The 26,663-nt window shown below is 35.9% G+C and carries 23 protein-coding genes; 4 read left to right on the plus strand and 19 right to left on the minus strand.

Annotated features, from left to right (window positions below; all coding sequences use genetic code 11):
- Positions 1–112: 112 nt before the first annotated feature.
- From LRP83_RS12045 to LRP83_RS12080, 8 genes are all read right to left on the minus strand, one after another.
- On the minus strand, positions 113–1,315 hold the full coding sequence (locus LRP83_RS12045) for a branched-chain amino acid ABC transporter substrate-binding protein (RefSeq protein WP_230496941.1): 1,203 nt from the start codon (positions 1,313–1,315) through the stop codon (positions 113–115).
- A 582-nt stretch (positions 1,316–1,897) separates the two neighbouring features.
- The gene (locus tag LRP83_RS12050; protein ID WP_230496942.1) at positions 1,898–5,422 is read right to left on the minus strand and encodes a YhaN family protein; all 3,525 of its coding nucleotides are present in this window, start codon (positions 5,420–5,422) and stop codon (positions 1,898–1,900) included.
- Complete coding sequence (locus LRP83_RS12055) at positions 5,422–6,693, minus strand: metallophosphoesterase family protein (protein WP_230496943.1); 1,272 nt, start codon at positions 6,691–6,693, stop codon at positions 5,422–5,424. Before LRP83_RS12055 ends, LRP83_RS12050 begins: the two co-directional genes overlap by 1 nt.
- A 256-nt stretch (positions 6,694–6,949) precedes the next feature.
- Positions 6,950–7,759 (minus strand): zinc transporter ZupT, encoded by an 810-nt coding sequence (gene zupT / locus LRP83_RS12060; RefSeq protein ID WP_230496944.1) that lies wholly within the window; start codon positions 7,757–7,759, stop codon positions 6,950–6,952.
- A 215-nt stretch (positions 7,760–7,974) separates the two neighbouring features.
- Positions 7,975–8,226 carry a glutaredoxin family protein gene (locus LRP83_RS12065; RefSeq protein ID WP_230496945.1) on the minus strand — a complete coding sequence of 84 codons (252 nt, stop codon included), beginning with the start codon at positions 8,224–8,226 and terminating at the stop codon, positions 7,975–7,977.
- 37 nt (positions 8,227–8,263) lie between these two features.
- Complete coding sequence (locus tag LRP83_RS12070) at positions 8,264–8,710, minus strand: OsmC family protein (protein ID WP_230496946.1); 447 nt, start codon at positions 8,708–8,710, stop codon at positions 8,264–8,266.
- Positions 8,711–8,741: 31 nt separating this feature from the next.
- Positions 8,742–9,683: a magnesium/cobalt transporter CorA gene (gene corA / locus LRP83_RS12075; protein ID WP_230496947.1), complete on the minus strand. Its 942-nt coding sequence runs from the start codon at positions 9,681–9,683 to the stop codon at positions 8,742–8,744.
- 156 nt (positions 9,684–9,839) lie between these two features.
- Positions 9,840–10,628 carry a serine/threonine protein kinase gene (locus LRP83_RS12080; protein ID WP_230496948.1) on the minus strand — a complete coding sequence of 263 codons (789 nt, stop codon included), beginning with the start codon at positions 10,626–10,628 and terminating at the stop codon, positions 9,840–9,842.
- A gap of 363 nt (positions 10,629–10,991) precedes the next feature.
- Between LRP83_RS12080 and LRP83_RS12085 the strand changes: the two genes are divergently transcribed.
- The gene (locus LRP83_RS12085) at positions 10,992–11,759 is read left to right on the plus strand and encodes a hypothetical protein (protein ID WP_230496949.1); all 768 of its coding nucleotides are present in this window, start codon (positions 10,992–10,994) and stop codon (positions 11,757–11,759) included.
- A gap of 19 nt (positions 11,760–11,778) precedes the next feature.
- A complete protein-coding gene (locus LRP83_RS12090) occupies positions 11,779–12,225 on the plus strand; it encodes a hypothetical protein (RefSeq protein WP_230496950.1) in 447 nt (148 codons plus the stop codon).
- Between the two features lie 103 nt (positions 12,226–12,328).
- On the opposite strand, the gene LRP83_RS12095 is transcribed toward LRP83_RS12090, so the two are convergent.
- The 9 genes from LRP83_RS12095 to LRP83_RS12135 form a co-directional block, all read right to left on the minus strand.
- Complete coding sequence (locus LRP83_RS12095) at positions 12,329–13,429, minus strand: GerAB/ArcD/ProY family transporter (protein WP_230496951.1); 1,101 nt, start codon at positions 13,427–13,429, stop codon at positions 12,329–12,331.
- 24 nt (positions 13,430–13,453) lie between these two features.
- Positions 13,454–14,563 (minus strand): GerAB/ArcD/ProY family transporter, encoded by a 1,110-nt coding sequence (locus LRP83_RS12100; protein WP_230496952.1) that lies wholly within the window; start codon positions 14,561–14,563, stop codon positions 13,454–13,456.
- A 50-nt stretch (positions 14,564–14,613) separates the two neighbouring features.
- On the minus strand, positions 14,614–14,847 hold the full coding sequence (locus LRP83_RS12105) for a hypothetical protein (RefSeq protein ID WP_230496953.1): 234 nt from the start codon (positions 14,845–14,847) through the stop codon (positions 14,614–14,616).
- A gap of 10 nt (positions 14,848–14,857) precedes the next feature.
- The gene (locus tag LRP83_RS12110) at positions 14,858–16,057 is read right to left on the minus strand and encodes a Ger(x)C family spore germination protein (protein ID WP_230496954.1); all 1,200 of its coding nucleotides are present in this window, start codon (positions 16,055–16,057) and stop codon (positions 14,858–14,860) included.
- Between the two features lie 27 nt (positions 16,058–16,084).
- The gene (locus LRP83_RS12115; RefSeq protein WP_230496955.1) at positions 16,085–17,698 is read right to left on the minus strand and encodes a spore germination protein; all 1,614 of its coding nucleotides are present in this window, start codon (positions 17,696–17,698) and stop codon (positions 16,085–16,087) included.
- A gap of 111 nt (positions 17,699–17,809) precedes the next feature.
- A complete protein-coding gene (locus LRP83_RS12120; protein ID WP_290369549.1) occupies positions 17,810–18,814 on the minus strand; it encodes an NAD(P)/FAD-dependent oxidoreductase in 1,005 nt (334 codons plus the stop codon).
- Positions 18,815–18,834: 20 nt separating this feature from the next.
- The gene (locus LRP83_RS12125) at positions 18,835–19,659 is read right to left on the minus strand and encodes an ABC transporter ATP-binding protein (RefSeq protein ID WP_230496957.1); all 825 of its coding nucleotides are present in this window, start codon (positions 19,657–19,659) and stop codon (positions 18,835–18,837) included.
- Positions 19,660–19,674: 15 nt separating this feature from the next.
- The gene (locus LRP83_RS12130) at positions 19,675–20,694 is read right to left on the minus strand and encodes a FecCD family ABC transporter permease (RefSeq protein ID WP_230496958.1); all 1,020 of its coding nucleotides are present in this window, start codon (positions 20,692–20,694) and stop codon (positions 19,675–19,677) included.
- Positions 20,694–21,650 carry a FecCD family ABC transporter permease gene (locus tag LRP83_RS12135; RefSeq protein WP_230497035.1) on the minus strand — a complete coding sequence of 319 codons (957 nt, stop codon included), beginning with the start codon at positions 21,648–21,650 and terminating at the stop codon, positions 20,694–20,696. Before LRP83_RS12135 ends, LRP83_RS12130 begins: the two co-directional genes overlap by 1 nt.
- A 365-nt stretch (positions 21,651–22,015) precedes the next feature.
- Between LRP83_RS12135 and LRP83_RS12140 the strand changes: the two genes are divergently transcribed.
- Both LRP83_RS12140 and LRP83_RS12145 read left to right on the plus strand, forming a co-directional pair.
- Complete coding sequence (locus tag LRP83_RS12140) at positions 22,016–22,972, plus strand: ABC transporter substrate-binding protein (protein ID WP_230496959.1); 957 nt, start codon at positions 22,016–22,018, stop codon at positions 22,970–22,972.
- A gap of 99 nt (positions 22,973–23,071) precedes the next feature.
- Positions 23,072–23,749 (plus strand): SOS response-associated peptidase, encoded by a 678-nt coding sequence (locus tag LRP83_RS12145; protein ID WP_230496960.1) that lies wholly within the window; start codon positions 23,072–23,074, stop codon positions 23,747–23,749.
- A 221-nt stretch (positions 23,750–23,970) separates the two neighbouring features.
- Here LRP83_RS12145 and LRP83_RS12150 read toward each other — a convergent pair whose 3' ends face one another.
- The gene (locus tag LRP83_RS12150; protein ID WP_230496961.1) at positions 23,971–24,465 is read right to left on the minus strand and encodes a GNAT family N-acetyltransferase; all 495 of its coding nucleotides are present in this window, start codon (positions 24,463–24,465) and stop codon (positions 23,971–23,973) included.
- 124 nt (positions 24,466–24,589) lie between these two features.
- Positions 24,590–26,659 (minus strand): peptidoglycan D,D-transpeptidase FtsI family protein, encoded by a 2,070-nt coding sequence (locus LRP83_RS12155; protein ID WP_230496962.1) that lies wholly within the window; start codon positions 26,657–26,659, stop codon positions 24,590–24,592.
- Positions 26,660–26,663 lie beyond the last annotated feature (4 nt).

Raw genomic sequence — 26,663 nt, forward strand, 5'->3', positions numbered from 1 at the left:
TTAAAAGCCGTTTTCTCAAAGATTGTAGTTTTCTAGAACAACATTGCTAACGAAAAGTACCTTTTTTAAAAAAGAGGGTATGAAAATGGTTCATACCCTCTTCCAACTTTAATTATTTGCTTATGACTGCATTTTGTTTTGGAGGATAAGCAACTTCAGTAAACTCATAAATGAAAACTTGAGCGTTTTCATTATCACCTTTATCATCAAAAGTAACCGTTGTAACTACACCTTGGAAATCAGTTACAGCACGTACAGCGTCTCTAACTTGCTCACGTGATGGTAGCTTTCCATCGTTTCCATTAATCGCATCTTCAATTCCTTTTAACACAACACCCATAGAGTCATAGCCGTATGCAGAATAAGATTCTACATTTTTTCCATACTTATCTTTATATTTTGCAGCGAACTCTTTACCAGCTTCAGTAGCCGTTGTGTCCCCAGCTACTGATGTGATGAACGTGTTTTTCACTGCATCACCAGCAATTTCAACTAATGTAGATGAATCAAGACCATCTCCACCCATGAAAGGTACATCAAGTCCTTTTTCACGGCCTTGTTTTATGATTAATCCCCCTTCAGAGTATAAGCCACCGAAATAAACTAGATCTGGAGCCTGAGCAACAACATGATTTAACACTCCGTTATAGTCTTTTTCGCCTACAGTAACACCTTCAAAACCAACAATTTCAGCACCTAACTCTTCAGCAGCCGCTTTGAATGCTTCTGCCAAACCAGTACCATATGCTGTTTTATCTTGAATGACAAAAATTTTCTTTGCTCCAAGTTTGTTTACTGCGAATTCTGCACCTGCAGGACCTTGGAAGTCATCTCTTGCAACAATTCGGTTTACAGCAGCTAATCCACGGTCTGTTACATCCGTAGCAGTGTTAGCTGGAGAAACCATTGGAATTTTGTACTTTTCATAGGTTACTGATGAAGGAATAGCTACACCTGAATTTAAGTGTCCAACAACTCCTAAAATTGCTTTATCTGCTCCAATTAACTCAGCGTTGGCAACCCCTTTTTTCGGGTCCCCTTGATCATCATATGGAACTAGCTGAATATCGAAGCCTAAATCTTTGAATTTGTCTTTTTGCTCGTTTAATGCTAATTGCGCTCCTAGTTTAATAGCTTCACCAAGAGTTGCACTTCCACCAGATAACGGAGACTGTGTCGCAATTTTTATAACACTTGCGCCACCATCACCTTTTTTGCCGTCATCCGTAGATGCCTTTTCCCCACTACATGCAGCAAGTAATCCCATTGCTAGAGTTGCAGTTGCAAAAAGCGATAATACTTTTTTTCTAATCATTCTTGACCCACCCCTACTTTTTTATTATATTTCTAATTTTTTGAATCTTAGGAATAATATAAATTCTTTACTAGCAATTGACAATATATTTATTTGAAAATTTAGAAAATATTTTTATTGACAAGTTGGTTTCTACTATATCTTTAGAACTATTGGTGAAATCCTCTTGCGAATCTGTTAGGTCTATTTTCATTCATAAAATTTCATGGAGTATATATTAATATGCCAGACTTTCTAACAATTCTTAAGGATTCGTACATTGGGCTAATGTAAGCCAGTAACTTTCTATAAAAGAATGTCACAAGATATTTTTATACATTTATTTATTAAACCTGATTATTTCCTATTAACTAGCATTTTTGGAATCGAAAAGTTGCAATATTTCTCTAACTTATTTCTTACATGTTTATTAGAGAATTTATATAGAGATGAAAATAAAAATATTCTTTCATGAAGGATTTAATAAGAATATCATCTAATGTATATTGTGAAATAATATGATTAATAGCCAAAAAAAATGCCTTTGGTTTCTAAACCAAGGCATTTTTTATATTATTCTAATTATATCGTTGTATTAACGCTTTAAACCAATAAAGATTCATGTTGAATTAATTCGTTTATTTGAAATTGATGCTCTAAAGCAATTTCCTGCATAATTTCAACAAGACGCGCATGGTGAGTAAAAAAGATGATTTGAGTTTGATTTGATAGTTCTAGTAAGATTTTCAGCGTTTCCTTCGAACGAATATCGTCGAAATGAACAAGTATATCATCGAGGATAAATGGAATTGGCTCATTATCACTCGAATATTTTTCAATACTCGCCACTCTTAGTGATAAATAGAGCTGATCCGTTGTACCATCACTCATGCCGTTTAATGGTACTTTATCTCCAGTTTCCCGAATCCCCATTAAAACGGGTTGGTCCTTCTCATCAAAATCAACCATAAGTCCCGTAAATGAATGTAGCGTTAGCCTTGCAAATAATTCGCTTGCACGTTTTAAGATTGGATCTTGATTTTGATTACGATAATGTTCAATTCCTTTTTGTAATAAAGTTGAAGCAAGTTTTAATTGGATATATTGATCAGTTAGATTGGCTATTTGTGCTAGTAAACTTTCCTTTTTTTGTTCAGCTAACACCGAAGCTGTGCTAGCCCCTTGAATTTTGTCTTCAAATTCCTTTTTGACAACACCGTGTTCCTGCTCTAACTGGGAGCGTTTAGGTTCGATTTCCTCTAGCTCCCGTTGTATTTCATCTAATTCTACCTGAATTGAATCTTGGTCGATTTGGTCCGCTTCTGCAATTAATTCTTGTATGGATCTGCCGCCTCCAAATATTAATAGCTCTTCTTCAGTCGCTCTAATGGTTGCTTCATAAACTTTCTTTTGGTAGAATGTTTTCTCGATATCGATTAACTCATCCATATCATTACAATTAGCTGCGTTCATTAGTGCATTAAGTGTAAATTCTGCCGATTCCATTTCAGAGATTGCTTCGATAATATTTTGATGAAGCTTTTTTAATTGAGACTGAATGCTAGTAATCAATCCTCTATCTTGTTTAGCCTGTACAAGTGCCGTATTTAGCCAATTTACTGCAACATCTACATTTTGTTCATCTAGGTTTAAGTTTATGTTTTGAAGAACGCCTACTACTCTATTTTCAAAAATAGTAATTTGTGCTTGGATTGCATCCTGCTCTTTTTCTTTAAATTTAAGTTCATCAAAAGCCTTTATACCAGATTCGTATTTGCTCAGTAAACTTTCTGCTACACTTGTCGGGGTCGTTCCTAATAAACTTGTACCTTGAATAGCACGTTTCCAATCATTTTTCCAGTTGATTATTTTATCTTCGATATCATTTAAGTTTAGCGCATTGTTTTTTAACTTTACTTTAATTTCAGTAATACTTACTTCAAGATTATCCCGCTTGTATAAATCTTCTCTAATCTTTTTTTGGTACTTCTCCGCCATATTCAATAGTTCTTCTAACGATATTTTTTCCGAAATCGTAACATATTGGGTCATAGCTCCACGGAGTAATTGGCTGTAATGTACCTTTTTTCCTTCTAACTCGTTAATGGTATCCTGCGATTTTACAAGTTCCTTTACGAAGGTTTTGATTTGACTGTATTTCACAAGCCATTCTTTCATTTCTTCAGGTGTTAAAGGTGTTATAGTTGAAGGTTTCCAAAGCTCTACCCAAGCTTCCTCCCATTTTAAAAACTGGGATTTTAAGCTGGCTTCCTCTAACTCTAGCTCATTTATTTTCTTCTTGCAGCTTTCGATATCAGATAATAGCTTATTTTTTTCACCAACTTTAGCAGCTTCCAATCTCATTTTATCTGCTATAGTATCTGCATCTCGAACACTATCCTCATAAACGTTCTCGAGTGCTTGACCCTTAGTATAGGATACAATTTGTTCATCTGAGCATTGATTTTGAAGCTTATTCCGAATGATTTGCCACCCTTGCTCCCGTCGATTTCTCACTTTAATCAACTTATCCTCAGATGGAATTTCGGCTAGTGAATCTAAAGTACGAATTCGCTCCTCATGTCTCTCAATGGCATCTTTTTGAGTATTTACTAGATCTTGCACTTTTTGTAAACTTTGATCAAGTAAACTACGTTCTTGTTCATATTTCTTAACGGTTTCCGCTAAACCTGGAACCGGTAATTGCATTAGCTCCTGATAGGTACCCTCCCATTGTGGTAAGAAAGCAATTTCATCTATTATTATTTGCTCCTTATGTTTACACTCTTTAATTAAGGATTTAAGAGATTCCTCAATTTGACCTGCACGCTTTACTGAATCTATTACAATTTCAAGATCTTGAATGTCAGGTAGCTCTGATAAAGTATCATATTCTTCTAATTTGTTTTTTAAATCTTCATTAATTTCTTTTTGTTCTTTTCGTAGAGTCTCATGGGCTTGATCTAACAATGGCTTTTGTTTTGAGAGCGCCCGAATCGTTTCCTTTTTTTCTGCAGATAAGCGATACCGATTGATATTGTCCAAATCAGACTGCGCCGTATCCATATCTTTCAAGAACGAAATGGCTCTATCACGCAGCTGTTGCTTTTCACCTTCAAGTCTTGGAATCTGCCTTACATAGTTCTGATAGCTTTGCAGTTCCCGATATAGGGCATCAATAAGGGTCTCCTGTTCTATCAGCCCCTCAGGTATTGTGATTGCATTTACTTCCATCTCTAATTCAGCAATGTTTTCTTCAGCTTTTTTCTTGTCTTTTTTTGCACTCTCAAGCTTCTGTTCAGTAGCTTTCCGTTGCTCTTCACTGTTATCAGCTAGATTGGGTACATTCCCTAGCTCATAAAGCTTTGTTTGTATATCCCTTAATTTAGCGATTTTCGGTAATGTCAATTTGATTCGCTGAAGCTTCTCTTGATGGCTGCGTAACGAACGTACTTGTTTAATTAAGTTCTCAATTTCTTCTTTTCCTTCATTATATTTTGCTTCAAGTTCTTTCCAGGCTTGAATTTTTAACTGGTATTCGGAAATTTGCTTTAATAATTCCTTCTCATCTTTCAATAATTTATTTAGCTTAGGATTTGATGCCTTTTTCTTATATATTTCTCCCGACTTTTTCTCCAAATCTTCGAAAACTTTTCGTAGTAGTGTAATTCCTGAAGCAGCCGAAAATAAGCTTTCTCCTAGATTTCCCCCACTTTGAAGCAGGCTCTCTCCACCTTCACGGAGGCGAACATGATCTAAGGCGAACATATTAATAAAATGACTCTCTGATATACCATTAATAAAATGATTGACTAGGTCTTCATTAAGCGCATTTCCATTTTCATCTAGTACGGTGTTTTTATTCCCTTTTCTCCGTGCAAATTGGAAGGTTTCTCCCTTTGAATTTTTTAGTTGACCTTCTATTCTAAGCTTGCTATTACTGTGTAGAAATGAATCAGACGTTTGAGTTGGGAATCCGTAAAGGAAATGAGTAATAGAACGCAAGGCAGTACTTTTTCCCGCTTCGTTTGGCCCATAAATAAGATGAAAGTTTTTCATTTGATCAAACTTAAGTTCATAATCCGTAAAGTGACCTACTGCCCGTAAATTTAAATAGTCAAATCTCATTACGCATTCACCTCCGTTTTCGTTAAAAAGTATAGAATTAAATCCTCCACATCTGTTAATCGCTTCTTGATCACTTCTGTATTATTAAAATTAAAGCCTTCTTCCCCATTTCGCATTTCAAAAGGAAGTGACTGCTGAATGTCCTGGAACTCAATAAGTAGTTCCCTTAACATTTCTTCATCCATTCCCACGTCTTTGATAAAATCTAATATGACGGCAATTGGGGTATGCTGCTCCTTCAATTCATCTATATTAATCATCCGAGTTGTTTCGATTTTAACCTTTTCAACCCATACGTCTCCAAGGCCAACCTCTAGAGATAAGGATCTAATATTATTAATAAAATGATCTTTATCAACAATAAGCTCTTGGTGAATCTTCGTTGCACCATAAATTCGAAATCTAACAGCTAGAAAACGACCATCAACATCCTGATATTTTTGCTCTAATACTTCACGAGCTTTATCCATTATTTCATCGAGACTTTCTAGCCCACTTGCATCTACTTCACAAAGCTCCCAGCGAAGTACATCTAGGGAAAGATGAGTTAGTGACTGGATGGATCCGTCCTCAACAGTAACTAGTGTACAGCCTTTGTCTCCTGTTTCCTTAATGTGACGACCCTGGATATTTCCTGGAAACAGGATAACAGGATCCATCTCATTTAATGCTTCACGTAGATGGATATGACCTAAAGCCCAATAGTCATATCCCTTTTCCTTCATATCGTCAATGCTACATGGTGCATAGTTTTCATGTCCTTCTCGGCCAGTGGCACTTGTGTGTAGAATTCCAATATTAAGGTAGCCATCTTTTCGTTTTGGGTAATTTTTCACAAGATTTTCTTCTACCGAGCGTGAAGCAAAGCCTTGTCCATGAATCGCCACTCCCAAGGAATCGATTACAAATGATTCGGGTTGTCGAATTGAAAACTCTATGACATTTTCAGGTAGCTTAAGCTCCTTAGTGATTAAACTTGCGGCATCGTGGTTCCCACGAATAAGAAACACTTTGATTAGTTCTTTCTGCAAACGAACCATTTGACTAGCAAAAAATAACCCAGTATTGTAATCCTTCCAGTCGCCATCATATAAATCACCTGCAATAATAACGAAGGCAACCTTTCGCTCTATCGCTGTATCTACTAAATTCTTAAATGCATCACGTGTTGCACTACGAATCTTGGCGACTGGCGCACCTTCATATTGCTCCAATCCGGTTAACGGACTATCAAGATGTATATCAGCAGCATGAATAAATGTATATGACAAAACTACCCCTCCTACATTTTGTTTAATAGAACAAATTCTAGTTATTTAAGTGAACTCCTTTAACGTTCACACAGATTTAATATTTATAAAAATAAAATAGATATAATCATTTTAATCTCCTATTCTATTTTATCTCTTTATTTAGCAGACATTCAAGTTCATCAAAATCGAACATGTTGATATATAAGGATTTGTGATGTTTAAAGAATTTACTGGAAGAAAAATGGATGGTACAAAGTGCACCATCCATTTTCTTCTATATAAATAGTAACAAGCTGATAGCCATTACCGCCATACCTGCAATCAATCCATAGATGGATAAATGAGTTTCATCATATCTTTTGGCTGCTGGTAATAATTCATCAAGCGATATAAATACCATGATTCCCGCCACAGCTGCAAAGATGATTCCGAACATAACATCGTTTAGAAATGGCATTAAGAATAACCATGCAACTATCGCTCCAACTGGCTCAGACAAACCCGATAAAAACGAGAGCTTAAAGGCTTTTTTCTTATCACCTGTTGCAAAGTATACTGGAACAGATACAGCAATTCCTTCAGGAATATTATGAATTGCTATCGCGACTGCAATGGCAATTCCAAGCCCTGGATCGTTTAAAGCTGCGGTGAAGGTTGCAATTCCTTCAGGAAAGTTGTGGATCCCGATAGCTAAGGCAGTAAACATCCCCATTTTTAGTAGGTCTGGCTGCTTTGTTCCTAAACCTGTTGAATTCATATCCTCAACCTTTTTCAGTTCATGTGGGTTCCCTTGTTTAGGAATAAATTTGTCAATCATCGCAATTAACAACATCCCAGCAAAAAAACCACCAACTGTTAACCAATTTCCTGCGACATTTCCAAGCGAATCAACTAATGCTACCTTCGCCTTGAAAAAAATTTCAATCATGGAAACGTAGATCATGACTCCCGCAGAAAATCCAAGACTAATAGATAAAAATTTTGTATTCGTTCTGGAGGTGAAAAAAGCAAGTATGCTTCCAATACCTGTTGCAAGACCTGCAAATAAAGTTAATCCAAACGCCAATAATAAATTTTCAGTCATATTCACAGCTCCTTAAATTAGGAAAATATTAATCGTTAAATTTTATGTGCTCTTAATCTATATTCAAAGCATAATATGCACCAAGTCAGAAATGTTTCCTTTGAGAAACATTTTACACCATCCGAAACAAAAAAGCAGTAAAGATGATTGAAAACTCAACAATAAAAAAAGCTTAAAATCCTCTGGGTCTCCAGAGAATTTCAAGCTTTTCCTGTTTAAAACAATTTTTCTTGTTTTGCCATTTCTATTATTTCTTTCAGTTCATTTGTAAACCCTTTTACAGCCTTATCTCCTGCAATGGTTACTGGAACACCTAAATATCCGTACTTTTCTACTTCTTTTTGATATTCGTGGTTTACCGAAATGTCCCTAACTTCAAATGGAATCCCCTCTTCAGTAAGAACCTGTTTGACCATCGTGCATTCAATACAGTCATTAGTTGTATAGACAATTATTTTTTTGCTCATGTTAACTTATGCTCCTCCTACCCTACCTGCCAGTAATCTAAGTAGTAATGATTTTAGGTTCTACCGAAAAATCTAAACTATTTCTTAACGTGTTAGAAATAAAACACTTTTCTTCTGCCCTAACCGCTAGCTCATGCAATTTTTCAACGGTGACATTCTTTTCTGAACCAATCGTAATGATTGGTCTATGAATAATTTGTTTAAATGTAAACTTACCTTCTTCTTTACCCAATACACCTTCTGATTCAACCTCTAATTTTTCAACCTGTATCTTCCGGTTACTTAACATCGCGGCAAGTGTAATCATGTAGCAAGTGTTAGCAGAGGAAATAAGCAATTCTTCTGGATTCGATCCAACTCCAGGTCCATCAAATTCCTTGGGAGCTGAAACAGCATTATTAAGTCCCCCATCTGATTTTATGAGGCCGGTTCCATTTCGGTCGCCTTCCCAAGTACCTTTAATAATAAAACCAAATTCTCCCATATACATCTCCACCTTTAAAATGAATGACTACTTATTTAAACCAACCTTTTCTCCATAACCAAATAATCATTGAAGAACCAACTACAAACATGACTGTTAACACAATATAATAACTCCATCGGTAAGATAGCTCTGGCATGTATTCAAAGTTCATTCCATAAATACTTGCGATAAAGGTTAGCGGAATAAACACAGATGTCAAAACAGTTAATGTTTTCATAATCGCATTCATGCGGTTTGAATTAATCGAAATGTAACTGTCTCTTATATCTGCCGTCATCTCACGATTTGACTCAATCATTTCAGACAGCTTTAACAAGTGATCATAAATATCCATAAAATAAACTCGGTCTTCCTTTGGTATAATGACCCTTTCCGAGTTTAATATTCGATATAGTAACTCTCTCATTGGAAAAATCGTTCTTCGTAATTTGAGCAGCTGACTTCTAATCGTATAAACCTCTTCAATTAAATTTTCATCTGCATCTTGTGCCTCTAATTCATTTAAACTATCCTCAATTCGATAAAGACTAGGGAAATACTCATCAACTATTTTGTCCATGATATGATAAAAAACTGACTTAGAGCCATTAGCTAAAGTCAATTTGTCTGATATGATTCTTTGTCGAACTAATTCCAATTCGGATGCTTCTAAATAGTGGAAGCTTACAAGAAAATTATGGCCAAGAAATATGTCAATCTCTTCTGGTAATAACGTATTTTGGTTGATATCATGAAGAACGAAAAAATCATATCCGTCATAGTAATCAAGCTTCGGTCGCTGAAGAAGGTGTAAACAATCCTCAATGGCCAGTGGATGAAAATGAAAATGAGACTTTAAAAGAGAAGCTTCTTCCTCAGTTGGGTCATCAAAATCTACCCAATACCAATGTATATCTGGATCTGATAAACGACTTAACGGTACATCTATTAACACATTTTGATCTTTTGTTACGATAAGAGTACGAATCATAATGGCTACATCCCTTTAATTTATAAATATACACTATTTTAATTCCAATCAGGAAAAATATGTATCGTACAAAATCCTTAGTGCGAATTAAGATAAAAAGAAGTAATCACCTTTACCTTTTATAAGGCTGTAGTGATTACTATCTATACACTTTGATCAATTTGACTCTAATACCTGTTCGACATCTTTAATAATTTCACTAGCGTGTTCATAGCATAAATCTAATTTAAGTAACTTCCTTATAATCCGTTTTGAATCGTTTCCAATATCTAGCTCTTCCTCCCAGCTTCTATTCTTCAATGAAGAAGCTTGATAATCAGAATAAAGAAGAAAAAGGACAAAATGGCCAAGGGCATAAAAATCACTTGCAAATGATATTTCTCTGAATAGCCTTTTTTCTAGAGGCATTGATTCGTACGGGATTGGGTCTTTTTCATCACAAAATACGGCAAGACCGAAATCAATGATAAATATTTGTTTATTCTTGATTAAAATATTTGGTAACCGCAAATCCCTATGAATAATGCCTTTCTCATGAAAATATTGAATAATCCGTAATACCTCCAAAAGAATTCGAAAACTAGCTCTTTCATTAAACCTTTCATTTTGATAAAAAATTAATTCTTCGATATTTTGGCCCTCTAAAAATTCCATAATGAGGAAAGATTGTTCTTTTTCCTCAAAAAAATCCAGACATTTAGGAATAGCCGGATGATCTAAAGCCTTGAGCATTTTAGCTTCGCGTTCAAGCAGACCTCTTCTTACTTTCCACTTTCGTTTCCTAAATTGCTTTACCAAAACCATTTGGTCGCTAAGTAAATCTATAGCTCGATACGCCAAACCATAGCTACCCTTGGCGATAAAATGAATAATTTTATAACGTCCTTTTAGGATACAACCAACTTTTATCGGCCTCTCAAGAATGTCTGTTAAATTAGCAAACATCTTGAATCAACTGCTGCTAAACGATTTAAAGAAACCAAAACCAGATTTATATTTCTTTTTAAAGTGATGATGTCCGTACTTTGATGGATGATGACCGTGGAGTTTTTTTTTATAAAAATCACTGCTGGAATAATGATGATGACTACTTTTCATTTTGCTTTTAATTAGTGCTTTTATAATTTTCTTTAACATTCTATCACCCTTTCAATGTTAAATTCCTTTATTTAAAAGAGGCCGAAAGACTTCTCTTTTAGATTATCACAAGAACTTTTAATTTAGAATTAATTTGGTAAGAATTGAAAATAATATAAAGTAATGACATTATTTTTACAAAGGTGATGCAATTTCATAGGAGTGTATAAGTTGAAAAATAATGCCCCAACTTACCGCAGAAATCGAGCATATATATCTCAATTTACAGTTCAACAATTACATTTAAGAAACCCGTATGTAGTTGCTTTTTTTTCATTCTCATATCCTGGATTTGGACACTTACTTCAAGAGAGATACTTATCTGCCTTCATCCTTATCCTATGGGAATTATTTATAAATAATTATGCCAATGTTAATACAGGTATTTATTATTCTTTAATAGGTGATTTTGACAAAGCCAAAGATGTTCTGGCAGAACGTTGGTTAATCCTATATGTCGGAATTTACATGTTAGGAATCTGGGATAGCTATCGTACAACCATTGACATGAATAAGCAATATATTCTTGCAGACAGGGAAGATGCTCCAATTGGTCCTTTAGTATTTGGATCATGGGATATCAATTTTTTAGATAAACGAATCCCTTGGGTGGCAGCCGTTTGGTCTGCCTTAGTTCCAGGACTCGGTCATTTATATTTACATAAAATCATCACTGGGTTCTTTATTTTCGGCTATACCGTGGCCATTTTATATTTTGGACATATTCCAATGGGGATTAAACATACGATGCTGGGTCATTTTGAAAAAGCTAAAGAAGTTATGGACGTCCAATGGTTGCTTTATCTCCCCTCCATTTATCTTTTTATTATATACGATGCCTATACATCAGCAGTTGAAAACAATAAATTATTCGAAAAAGAAATGTCCAAGCATTTGCGCCAAAGATATCAAAATCGTGAATTTAAGTTCCCTGTATAATACTTAGGAGTGAGTGAAAATGTTGGTCATTTCTACATTTGAAAATTCCCTTTTTATCGAAATGGCCATAAGTTCTTTAGAACAAAAAGGGATACCTAAAGAAAACATCTTTGCAGCACCTCTCGATAAACCAAAAGAACAAAGGCAGCTTTTCGATACAATTCACCGCGCTGATGGTATTAGTTTGTTTGATGTTGGCGCGATACTTGGTACTTGTTTGATGCTATTAGGGGCCATATATGGGTTTGTCCTAAACTGGGGTCCTATTATTTGGGGAATCATTGGTGCGTTAAGTGGGTTAATAATAGGAATACTTATAAAAATTTGGATAGTTAAAAAAAACAAAAACGGAAATAAAAAGATTTCTTCCGAGATTGTCCTCATGATACGATGCGAAGAATACCAGTGGGAATCCGTACAACAGATTCTATGGGATAATTTAGCTTTGGGAGTTACGCATGTCTAATAGATATAAAAATGAATGCCGGGATTTTAGGAATTTTCCTTAACCTGGCTTCCTTTGTTTTGAATCAATATTTACATTTGCACTTTAAATAAAATTCTATCATTTAATTTTTAGCCTTTTTCCTTTTTTTAATGACAGCAACTAAGTATAGAAAAGCAGGTAAAATAATCCCAAAAGTTGCAGTGAAAGGAATCCACGTTTTCACATCCCACTCCGCTTCATAGACGACATCTGGATAGACAATAAGGGAAACAGCAAGCAAGATCATGCCAAAAGGCAGGCTCAATATTCGATAATCTTTCAATGATAAGAGCTGAGCAAGTCCTTTAATGGATGCATAACAATAAATGGACGTTTTATAGTAAATAGTTATGAACCAAAGAATCGCCATAATCACCTCGATTCGTTCAACAACTCCTTTAATCCCAACCTTTTTAGCCAACGCAAAGCTAGGATATAAGTTTCGTGCCGTTAATCCTGGCCCAAGAACTAAAAGGGTAAGGAGGGTAATCGAAATTAATACAACCCCCCCTATCAAACTACCTAGGTAAAAAGCTTTATTTGTATCTTTTGATCGTTGGCCATTTGGAACAATCATATGAAAGATGATAAGCGGAAGTGTCGCCACACTTAAAAATGATAAAGCGCCTCTTAAGATTGGCTTTACCTCACTATCAAACATCGGTTGTATGTTCTCTAGATTACTATCCGATATCGGTAATAGTACTAGCAACAGAAAAAATATACCTACCCATGGCAAGAATATTTCTGCACTTCTTGCGATTGGCTCTAACCCTAATCGAACACCCATAATAACGATTAAAACAAAAAAAGCATGAATGGTAATGACTGGGCTCTCAGGCATGATTTGTGTAACTAAAAAATTGCCAATTAACCAGATAAGAGTTGTAGCACCTATAAAAGAAAAGAAAATAAAGCCAATAGAAACGGTAATTCCCATCCACTTACCGAGAATTTTTTCACAATATTCAACGAGTGTCATTTGTGGGAACATACCACCTAATGAATTATACAAGCTAATCACCACTAGACCTAATCCTACTCCTAGAATAGCGGGAATCCATGCATCTTGTTTTGCCTCACTAGCTAAACCTGCTGGAACAATCAGGATGGTTGTCCCAATCGTATTTAATAAAACTAATATGGCAAATTGGCTACTCGAAATTATAACCTTTTGATGCAAGATGATTTCACCCCTTATAACTAATTAATTAAATTGGTCCTTTTGTTTTATCCACTTTTTTCCTTTTTGAATAAGTAAAATCAATAATGGTAATAGAAGACCTATTTGTAACCCAACGAATGGCCAAATATTACTACTAAAATCATTTAAATAAACAACATCCTCACCTGAAATAATAGCTGTACAAAAAATAATAATACCAAGTGGAAAGGCAAGAATCTTTTCTTCCTCAACTTTTAACAACCTACCGATGCTTTTTGTTAAACAAAAAGAACATAACAACAATTTGTAAAAGATAGTAAGTATCCAAAATATAGCGATAATCACTTCCATTCTTTCAAACACATGGGGAATCCCCATTTTTTTAGCTAAAATATAGGTCACATAAGATTGTCTTGCTGTCATCTCAGGACCTAAAACCATAATGGATAAAAAAATTGTTATTAGTAAAATAATAGCTCCTGCAATGGTTCCAAGTATCCATGACTTTTTTGCCGATGTTAAGTGGTTACAGTAAGGGAGTAACATTAATAGTAACAAGCATTCCAAATAGGGAAATCCTAAATAGGAAAATGTCCCCTTTAAAATTGGTTTTATTCCATTATCTAATATCGGAAATATCCGTACAAACTCAATGTCTGGCAGAATCATACACACACCAAAAATAAAAAGGAAGATAATCCAAGGAAAAAATATTTCTGCGGTTCTTGCAAACACCTCTACCCCATATTTTTGTGCATGTATGACAAGGAAAATAAACAGACCCATTATGATTTCGATTGGTGTTTCAGGCATAATTTGAGTTAACATGAAATCGCCAATTCCTCTTAAAATAAGTGCGGCAATGATTAAACAGTAAAAACAAAAGAAAATGGTCAAAACTTTCCCAAAAATAAACCCAAACACCGAATCATACATTTGAATCAAGTCTTTTCCTTGTGAGGCTTCAGCCGTTTTTATATATAAGAACACGATTCCTACACCAAGGAGTCCGCCTATTACTCCTACAATCCACGCATCTTCCTTAGCAGAAGCAGCCAAAACGGAAGGAATATATAATACTGAACTTCCCACAACAAACATTAGGACTAAAATAAAGAATTGAAAAGATGAGATTTTTTCTATTTTTTTCAACCTTTTCACTTCCTTTCTATCTTAGGAGCTTTCCAGACTTTTTGGAGCCTCTATGACAGAAGGCTAAATAGTACATCACTAAAAGGCTTATAGATGATTCGAATTAGTTCTAAAGGAGAAGGTATTTTTACATTTAAAACCACTAGGCTAAGTAATGCTGTTGCTATGAATTGAAAAATGGAAAACATCCATATTTCCTTCTTTTTATTCTGTTTCTTCATTGGAGGAATCTCTATCCAAATGATTAATAAGGTAATGACTACAACCCCTAATACTTTTAACATTGAAATTCTCCTATTTTATAACTTTTTGAAATGAATTCGATATAGTGCCAATCCGTCTGATTTCATAATTCATATCAAAAGAAATCTCTAAATCTTGAAAAGTTTCATCCCAGTTCCCCTTCAATTTTTTCCATGCTTTAGGATGCTGACGATGTATCGTTTCTCCAAAGCCAAAAATATCGCTCTTCAAGTCCTCTTTCGCTTTTGTAATACTATGCTCCATTAAGGATTGAACTTGTTTAGCAGCATCCTCTTCAATTTGTTTTATGACTGACGTTTTACTTAAGTCCATATCGCATTGAATCTCACCCAAATCAGCTTCTATATTGGTTTTTATCGTAATAGAAGGCTTTCCACTCTTAACGTTTGTCTTTAAATCCGTTTTTATTTTTTTCACATCTAGAGCGATAATCCCACTATCTTCACAGGGTATCGATCCAACAGTGGATTTAATATTATTTATGATGTAGTTATATCCTTTACTTTCATTTTCCGTTAGCCAACCAACAAGCTTATCATTTCTAAAAGCTGCAAATCCCGTAATCTTTGTTACTGCAGCAGGTTTTATTTGCTCCAAACTAGACACAGTGTCACCTCTCTCTTTATCACCTCTTACTTCTACACCTGTTAATACTGGATGTTTTCCCTCTGATACTAGCGTATTTAATAGTTCATCCAAATGAACTCCTTTTGTAGGTGCCCATATTTTCTCAGAAACATTGATTGAAGAATAAAGACTAACGGATGGAGAAGCCTCTGTTGGTGTTAGAACATTTAAGACCTCTTCAGCTTTACCATTTTTTGAAACGAGAATAAAGAAGTCCGTTCGAAACTCATGATTTCTTGAAATAAAATCCAACGTCTTACCTATCCCTTCTTTAGCCAATTCCTCTCCAAAAATAACTAATTGAATGTGGGCTAAATACATCCTCCTCGGGACTTTTGTTGAGAATCTTCTCATCACTTCATATATACTTTCACCAGTTGTTTGATAGGTGGTAACTTCTAATCTCTCTGTCTTTGTCTGTGAGGCAATTTCACCTGGGTTTATGATTTGCACTGTTACCTTATATTCACCAGTATCAGAATCTCGATCTATCCCCATACCTGTTACAATCATTAATTCAGTAATTTCTTTACTGCTCCAACAACCAGAAAGCATTACTATACAGTTGCCGATCATTACCAAAAGAAGAATTTTCTTTATCATGATTGATACTCCTTAATTTTCGATGCGTTACTTCTTTTCTTCATATTGATCAACTGGGGTCTGACGTACGTTATTAGCTGTACCAATTAACTTTGGCCGAGTGAGCATTTTTTTCATTGGCAAACGAAATAGACTATCCTTCTGATCTTGCTTATTAAAAGGACCGAACGACTCCATGTAAGGTACTCCGAAAGAACGTAAGCTACACATATGGAGAACTAATGCCATAAGTCCAAGAATGATTCCATACAAACCAAATGTAGCTGCAAGTCCAATGTAAAGAAAACGAAGCATTCGTACCGCCATTGTAAAATTGTAAGATGGGATGACAAAGCTTGTAATCGCTGTGAAAGATACGACAATAACCATCGCAGATGAAACTAAACCTGCTTGAACAGCCGCTTCACCAATTACTAATGCCCCAACAATAGAAATCGCTGATCCTACTGCACGAGGGAGACGAACACCAGCTTCCCTTAATATTTCAAACGTTATTTCCATAATAAGGACTTCAACGATTGCAGGAAACGGTACACCTTCTCTTGCAGCCGCTAAACTGATTAACAACCTTGTTGGAAGCATCTCTTGATGAAAGGTGGTAACTGCAATGTAAGCTGCTGGAACTAGCAATGTTAATAAAAAGGAGCTTAATCGCAATATACGAACAAGTGTACTAAAGTCAGCCCTTTGATAATAATCTTCACTAGCATGGAAAAATTCCGTAAATATAGCAGGAACTGTTAAAGCAAATGGTGTACCATCAACAATAATCCCTACTCTGCCCTCTAATATATTTGCTATAATTACATCTGGACGTTCTGTACTATAAACGGTTGGAAATGGGGTATAGGTTTCATCTTGTATTAACTCCTCTATGTATCCACTTTCCAAAATCGCATCAATGTTAATCTTATCGATTCGTGAATGAACTTCTTTAACAATTTCAGGGTCGGCAATCCCTTCAATATACATAACGGCAATATCCGTTTTTGTTACTGTACCAACATTTTTTGAATCGACCCTTAAGTTTACATCTCTAATTCTTCTTCGAATTAATGCAGTATTTGTTCGTAACGTTTCGGAAAATCCGTCCTTTGGTCCACGGACAATGTTTTGAGAGGTCGGTTCTGTTACTCCCCTGTCCTGCCATCCCTTTGTTCCAGTAATGATTGCTACGGCATAACCGTCAATTAATACAGCTGAATCACCTGACATGATTGAATTTGAAACATCTTCCCATGTATTAACTGTCTTTATTTCACCGATTGTTATGGCAAAGTCTTTGATAATTGAAAACTCTTCTGCTCTTGGAGATTGTTGTAGTTTTTCCTCACATTTAAGCATCATCGATTCTAAAATAAAATGTTGAATCGATTTCGAGTCTGCAAGCCCATCTATATAGATGACCGCTAAGTGAATACTACGTTTTCCAGATAAAATGAAAGTTCGGGAAACTACGTCGGAGCTATTCCCTAGCAAGTTCTTTAATTTAGTTAAGTTGTCATCAAGGTTTGTTTGAATACTTTCTTTTAAAAAATCTTTCTGTTGATTATCTTGATTTTGGCTCGTTTGATTGGATTGGTTTTGTTGGCCTTGGCTTGGTTGTGATTTCGCTTTGAAAAACTTTCCAGATAAACTCACCTAATTAATCCTCCTAAATTCCCTTTTGAGAACATTATTTACCAATATAGCTATTAATAACCAAAAAAAGAGCAATGCTACACGCATTTGCTCCTTTCGTCGGATATTTTATTATTTTGTCTGTAAAGCCTCATAATTGGTGGAAAAAATCGGCTTTAATTCCTTACCTGGCTCAATAAATGCCTTTGCACTATTTACTGCAGTTGGACCTTCCGTAAACCCACCAGCAATTAAATGTAGTTTATTTTGATAGCTGGCGATATCCCCAACAGCAAATACCCCATTGATACTCGTACCCATTGAGCTATCAACTTTGATACTACCATTCTCAAATTCAAGTCCCCAGTCTTTAATCGGACCTAAATCGATGGAATATCCATGATTAACAAGAACTTCATCTATATCGATTTCTATATTTTCTTCTGTTTCTACATTTTTCAAACTTACACTTGTCATTCGTTCGTTTTTTCCGTGTAATGAATCTAATACGTATGGTGTCATGATTGATGCAGAGGATTTTCGTAAATTTGATAGGTTTCTTTCCAAACCGGAAAACTCATTTCGACGATGAACGACTGTAATCTTTTTAGCTATCGGTAACAGCTCATTTGCCCAATCTACAGCTGAATTTCCACCACCGGAGATTAACACATGTTTATCTTTAAAGTCATTTAATCTCTCAACTGTATAATGTAGGTTTTTCCCCTCATATTTTTTAGCATCAGCTAAATCTAACTTGCCACTTTTCAATGTACCAAAGCCAGTAGCTAAAATAATTGAACGGGTATGATGCCTTTCACCAGTGTGACTAATTAATAGGAACGTACCGTCCGATAATTTCTCCAAACCAACAATCTGTTGTTTTAAGACAATCGTTGGTTCAAAGGTGTTTGCCTGTTCTTCCAATTGTCGAACTAAATTTTCTCCTGAAATACTCGGAATACCACCGATATCACGAATCATTTTTTCAGGATAGAAATAACTGACCTTTCCACCCAAATAAGGTAAAAATTCAATGATTTTCGTTTCCATTTCTCTCATCCCACAATAAAAGGCCGTAAATAAACCAACAGGACCTCCGCCAATGATGGTTACATCGTAAAGTTTCATCATCATCATCTCCACTCATCCTGTTTCTAGAAATTCACTACTTTTTTATGATCCATCTTTTGGTCTTTTTGAATTAAATCATAGGATAAACATACTGGTTTCTTTGTTCGTGGATCCTTCACAATTTCTGCATCAATTTGAAAGACTTCTTTTAACACTTGATGTGTCATAACCTCTTCTGCAGTTCCTTCTTTTACTAACTTTCCACTACGAAGGGCAACCATATGATGGGAAAAACGTGCCGCATGATTTAAGTCATGGATGACCATTACTATGGTGCGTCCCTCTTCACGATTTAATTTTTCTAATAGTTTCAAAATTTCTAATTGGTGTGCCATATCTAAATAAGTCGTTGGTTCATCAAGTAGCAATAGTTCCGTCTCTTGGGCAATGGCCATCGCAATCCAAGCACGCTGTCTTTGTCCACCTGAAAGAGCATCGACCGCTTGGTTGGCAAAGCTAGTTAATCCTGTTACATCTAATGCCCAGTGAATTACTTGACGATCTTCATCAGTCAATCGACCAAAACCCCCTTGATGAGGAGAGCGTCCAAAAGAAATCAGTTCATACACGGTTAAACCGCTTGGTGCCTCAGGACTTTGGGGTAGGACTGCCATCTTTTTAGCAATTTCCTTCGTTGGAATTTTATGAATCATTTTCCCGTCTAGATATACCACCCCAGAATTGGCTGCATGTACACGTGCCATTGTTTTTAAAATCGTTGACTTTCCACAACCATTTGCGCCAATAATCGTGGTAATGTCCCCTTTATTGATTTGCAAATTTAAGTTATCAACAATAATTTTTTCACCATAGCCAATCTGTAAATTCTCAGTAGAAAGTGAAGCCAACTTCCTCTCCCCCTTTTATTTTGCTTTCATTAATAAGTAGATAAAATAAGGTGCACTTAGGATTGCCACGACGATTCCAACTGGAATTTCAGTTGGAGCGAGAATATTTTTACCGAGTGTATCAGCTACTAACAGTAGTAAAGAACCTAATAAAGCGGTGACAGGTAGAAACATTTGATGCTTTGGACCCATTAACCGTTTGGCAATGTGTGGTGCTACTAAACCTAAGAAAGCAATGCCTCCCCCTGCTGCAACACCAAAACCAGCGAGCGCAACAGCGACTAACAATAAAAAGCGTCTTTCCCGCTCGACTCTAATTCCAAGACCAATTGCCACTTGATCACCTAAGTTGAGAAGGTTTAACACATGTGATTTATAAAAGGCAAAAGGAAGCAATAGAAGGATTAAAGGAGAAATAATCGAGACAAATTTCCAATTTGCTCCCCAAATATCACCAGATAACCAGACTGCTGCTTGCATAAAATCCTGTGGATTCATTTTTAATTGAAAAATAATGATTACTGCTCCAAACCCTGAGTTTACACCAATCCCAACTAAAATTAAGCGTACAGGGTCAATCCCTTTTTTCCATGCTAAAGCGTAAATTAGAAATGCTGCTGTTACAGCTCCCATTAAGGCGAAAAGAGGCATAAGTAATATACCAAATGTGCTCACATTGTTCATTGAACCCTGAAAAAAATAAATAAAAAGAATGACTGCGAATCCAGCCCCCGTGTTAATCCCTAATATACCAGGGTCTGCAAGATCATTTTTGGATACACCTTGAAGAATCGCTCCTGAAACAGCCAATGCCGCACCAATTACTAATGCTAAAAGCATCCTTGGTAACCGAAAATCAACTAGCACAAGCTCATCACGCGGTGAGCCCATCCCAAACAACGTTTTAAATACATCCAACGGAGCGATTCGAACAACACCCATATTTAGACTAATAATAAATAGAATCAGTATTAAAATGGCTAATAAACTCATTGTGAAAGTAAATCTTTTTTGTTTTAATTTCTCATTATTCATTACAGCCCTCTCCTTTCCCCACGTGCTAGGTATAAGAAAAAGGGAACACCAATTACAGCCGTAATCGCTCCAACGGGAGTTTCAAATGGGGCATTCACTATTCTGGCTGCAATATCTGCCAGTACTAATAATAACGCCCCCAAAACAGCTGAAATAGGAATAATCCAGCGATAATCCGAACCAATTATAAATCGAGTAATATGAGGGATTACTAGTCCAATAAAACCAACTGCCCCTGCAACAGATACAGCAGCCCCAGTCAGTAGTAGAACCACAATAATACCAAGTACTTTTACTAAAAAAGTATTTTGTCCAAGTCCCTTTGAAACCTCTTCGCCGAGACTAAGGATTGTAATCGACTTTGAAATATACATGGCCAAAAGTAAACCGATTCCACCGGCTATTAATAAAATTTTAATGGATAACCAGTTGGTTGAAGTTAATCCACCTGCATACCAAAAGCTCATATTTTTCGCTACTTGAGTATGTAGGGCAATAGCAGAAGAAATCGCACTAAGCATGGAACCCACTGCCACCCCAGCTAAGGCAAGCTTTACCGGAGTTAACCCCCCTTTTGAAAAAGAACCAATCATAAACACAAGGATAACTCCTAAACCAGCTCCGATAAAGGAAGAAAAAGAAAGCCCTACAAGGCTAGCAGCGGGATAGAAAGCCAATGTCACTACAAGTGCAAATGCAGCTCCGTCTGTCACACCCATTATCGATGGCGAGGCAAGTGGATTACGGGTTAAACCTTGCATGACTGCTCCAGAAACTGCTAAAAAAGCTCCAACAAGTGAAGCCCCTATTGCTCTAGGCATCCGAATTTCTCGAATAATTTGATGTGACGCTACGTTAGCATCAAATTCTGAAAAAGCATCCCAAACTGTAGATATTTTTATATCTGCCGCACCGTAAGCAATAGATAATCCAACTGATACAATTAACGATAGCATTCCCACTATTAAGATAATTGCTCCACTAATCGATGTGTTTAAAATAGTTTTATTCGTATTATGTCCATGTTGAAATCCATTTTCACTCAAAAAAAACACCCTCTCCACCCATACGCAAAACAAGACATTTTATAAATTATAGTTCATTTTATGGAGACTTTAAGGAATGATAATGATTATCACTACTTCAGTATAGATTTATAGCCATGTTTTTTCAATATAAATACGCGAGAAATCTTTATTTCCAAAAATATCCTTCTGTATTTCTTCACAAAGTATAGTGAAAACCCAATTGACAGATTAAGTGAAAATGATTATCATTTGCATTATCACAAGTATTTACTTTCTCTAGGAGGAAAAAACTAATGTTACTAAAACGAACTTATTTATCAATTACACTTTTATTCATGGTTCTATTCACTGCAGCCTGTGGTAATACACAAAACGCTGATTCAGGTAAGGAACCGACGGGAAAAAATGCGGAAAAATCGGAGATTACAATAGAGGATGCAATGGGTGAAGTAGTGATTCCAGCGAATCCAGAGCGAATTATTGCTCCTTATTTAGAAGATTCACTAGTAGCATTAGGTGTAAAACCAGCTGCTCAGTGGTCCATTGGGGATACGGTGCTAGATTATTTACAGGCTGATTTAAGTGAAGTTCCAAAGATTGGTTGGGACATGCCATTAGAACAGGCTATTAACAATGATCCTGATTTAATTATTTTCAGTTCACCATCTGCTGTACAAAATGGTCAATATGAGGAATATAAAAAAATCGCTCCAACTTATGTGTATAAGGACGAAGTCTATGCTGATTGGCGTGCTCAGCTAACTCAGATGGGTGAAATATTAAACAAACAAAAAGAAGCTGAAGTGGCTCTTGCTGAATATGATGAAACTGTTCTAGATGCAAAAACCAAAGTTCAGGAAGCTATTGGTGATGAAACAGCTGCTATCATGTGGGTTATGGGCGAACAAATTTATCTTTTAGAAAACAATCGCTTCTCTGCTAAAGTTCTTTATGGAGATTTAGGAATTAAACAACCTGCTTTCATTGAAAATTTAGGTCCTTCCGGAGCAGCTTGGGATCCACTATCACTTGAGAAACTACCTGAAATCAAAGCAGATCACATCTTCCTTGTAGGCAAAAAAGGCGAAGCGGCATTTGACATTTTAGCAAAAAGCTCTATCTGGAATGGGTTAGATGCTGTGAAAAATGGTCAAGTTTATGAAATGAACGATCCGTCTTTCTGGACAATTAACGGGTTAATTGCAAGTGAAATGGCGGTTCAGGAAGTTGTAAATGCTTTAACTAAATAATTATTTTTAAAACAAGGTCTAGTTAATGGACCTTGTTTTTTTATTTTTCATATATTTTTGCTACAATAAGGCTTACATTAAGATGAGGAGACTAATTATATGTGCGGTAGATTTACCTTAACTGCAACCATTGATCAGCTTATGGATCGCTTTAATATTGAGTACTTTCTAGAGCAAGATAACTTTCAGCCATGCTATAACATAGCACCCTCTCAATCCGTTTTAGCGGTGATTAATAATGGTCGCCACAACAAAATGGGATTTTTAAGATGGGGATTAATTCCACCTTTTGCTAAAGACGTATCTATCGGAAATAAAATGATTAATGCCCGCTCTGAGACATTATTGGAAAAACCTAGCTTTCGAACTGCCTATAAGAAAAAGCGCTGTTTGATCATAGCCGATAGCTTTTACGAATGGAAAAAGCTAGATGATAAAAAGAAAGTACCTATGAGAATTAAACTGAAGTCTGAAGAGTTATTTGCAATGGCAGGATTGTGGGAGAATTGGAAATCGCCTGAAGGTAAATCGATTTTTTCATGCACTGTCATTACAACAACACCTAATCATTTAGTCGAGGATATTCATGATCGCATGCCCGTTATTTTACGACCAGAGGATGAAAAAATTTGGTTGGACCCTACGATTTCTGACACCCGTTTGTTGGACCCGTTACTAGTTCCACTTGATGAGAATTTAATGGAAGTATATGAAGTGAGCCCGCTTGTAAATTCGCCGAAAAATAATTCGATTGAGTTGATACAGAGGATTTGTTAAAGGAATACCTATATGAAGGACATTTTTGGTTTTACTCGGCCTCCTTTTGTCCTTCATACGCCTTATGAAGGACATTTATCGTGTTACTCGGCCTCCTTTTTGTCCTTCATACACCTTATGAAGGACATTTATCGTGTTACTCGACCTCCTTTTGTCCTTCATACGCCTTATGAAGGACATTTTTGGTATTACTCAGCCTTGTTTTGACCTTCATACATATATTAATGGTCTTTTAGTTTCAATTCCCAAGTTTCCCCTACTAGATCATGCCCAAAGCTATGATGAGGTTCTTCGGCAACTAGCTCAAATCCCTTTTTTTGATAGATATGGCGAGCTTCGAATAAGTTACTATTGGTCCACAAAACCAATTTCTTGTACCCTACCTTTTTGGCAAATTGAATACACTCTTCAACAAGTCGAGTCCCAAGACCAAGTCCACGTGCTTTTGGGTCCACTAAGAGCAATCGTAACTTTGCAACCTCTTCACTACCGTCCACAACGAAAATAGAACCGACAACTTCATCATTCATTTCAGCGATCCAGCACCGTTCTCTATCAGGATTAAAGTTCTTTACAAAATCTGCTACAATTTGTGCGACAAGTGCTTCAAAATACTCATCCCAGCCATACTCTTTATCATAAAGAGCTCCATGTTTATGAACAACCATTCCCATATCTCCAGGTTTGGGTTGACGAAGTATATATGTTTCATGCATTTGATATTCCCCCTAAAGTATATATATATTCTGACTTACATTACAATTCTATTTTTTGTATCTACTTTCCTTTAAATTGAGAACGAAAAAAGGTCAACCAGAAATTTCTGGCTGACTCTTCATTCTATTCAACAGGAGCTTGCTCCTTCAATTCAAAATAAGCTTTAATAATATCCTGCCCAATTAATTTATTAATTGGATGTTTATCCGATTTCACATAAGGAACAACAACTGAAAAAGCAACTTCTGGGTTATCAAATGGTGCATATCCTACTAAGGTTAAGTTAAAGGTAGGTTCATCCACATACAATTTTTTCTTTTCTGAATCATAGTAAAAGGATTGGGCCGTACCCGTCTTACCGGCCAAATTATAATCAGAATATGGCTTGGAGCCAAAGTACGAGGTTGCTGTTCCGCCACTTTCTTGATAAACCTGTCTGAATCCTTCTTGTACTCTCTTAATATATTCATCCTTCATATCCACTTGATTTAATATTACGGGTTCGAAGGAATGTTGAATTTGGCCTAAATCACTTTCTAAATTTGGTTCCCTAATTTCCTTTACCATCTGTAGCTTCGCACGGTACCCATCATTAGCAATCGTAGAGACATATTGAGCTAGTTGCATTGGGGTGTACGTATCATACTGTCCAATCGTGAAATCCAGTAAGAAGTTAGGACTATTCGAACCAGGTAGCCCAGCCGCTTCGCTTGGCAAGTCTATTCCTGTTCTAACACCTAAGCCGAACTGATTAAAGTAATATCGGTAGGTGTCAAAAGCATCGTAATTAAGAGGTATTTTCATCATATGATAGTATTCAGACCCTAAAGAACGTATCGCTGTTTTAAACATATAAACGTTAGATGAACGTCTAAGCGCTTCTAAATCATTAATTCGACCCATTGTACGCCAAGACTTTTTTATCGGTGTACTAGCCAATTGAATCGGTTCATCCACTAAATAGGTGTTAGGTTGGATAACTCCTGTTTGGTAGCCTGTTAAAATGGTAGCTCCTTTTACAACAGATCCCATTTCGTAAGAGGATGTAAAGGTACCTAATGCATAATCATCCACTTCATATTTACCATTCTTAAACGTTAATTTTTTTCCGGACATGGATAGAACTTCTCCTGTTTTAGGATTGGTCATTACAACAAAAGCTCTATCTAAAAACGGTCCGCCTCCGTTTTGTTTACCCGATACTAATTGTTTTTCAAGGATTTCTTCTACCTTTTTTTGTAATTCTAGGTCAATGGTCAGAACTAAATCTTTTCCTCTTTTACCTTCTGAAATCATTTTTGATTGTTCAATTTTACCTGATTGACCGACTTCATATTCCGTTTTTGCCTTTTGACCACTTAATACATCTTCATATTGGAGTTCAATTTGACTTTTGCCTACTCGATCATTACGGCTATAGTCTCTTGATAAATAATAATCTAATAAATTTGCTGGTAAGCCTTCTTCGTCGGTACTGATATTCCCTAAAATAGAACGAAATGTATCACCATTTGGATACATTCTTTTCCAATCAGTAAATACATCTACTCCTGGAAGACTTTCTAAATTCTCACTAACTCGTGCTATTTCGTCTACTTTTACATCATCATTTTTTACAATCTGAGGTGTTAAGGCATACCCCTTTGCCATTTCTCTAAAAATAGACGCTACTTGCTTCTCCTTCATTGAGATTTTCGAAAGATCGGCCGTACTAATTCTTTCTAGCTGTAGTTTATATAGATCTTTGCTTTCAAGCTTTTTATTAGATAGCTCAGCCTTTGTTAATTTAGCAACTGCCTCTTCTGGTCTAGTCAAAATCCAATAATCCTTTAGATCTCTTTCTGTCAGTTTATCTGTTTTAACTACTATCAATTGAGATAGTTTTTTCGCCACTTCTAAAATTTCATCTTGTTTTGTGTCCTTAGCCTTTGTATAGGAAATGGCATTTTTCCCATCATTATCAACGACGATTCGACCATTTCGATCATATATTTTTCCTCTTGGCACTGGTTCTCGAACAATATGATTCTCGGTTCTACTAATTTCTTTTCTAAAATCTTCACCTTTTACGATTTGTAAGGTACCTAATTTAATTACTAGAATACTAAAACAAATAAAGACAATCAAAAATAGTATATTTAAACGAAAAGGTAATGTTTTCTTAGTATTTTTTTGAGTTTCCAATATGTTCACCTAA

This window comes from Pseudoneobacillus rhizosphaerae (assembly GCF_917563885.1).
GTDB classification, from domain to species: domain Bacteria; phylum Bacillota; class Bacilli; order Bacillales; family Cytobacillaceae; genus Pseudoneobacillus; species Pseudoneobacillus rhizosphaerae.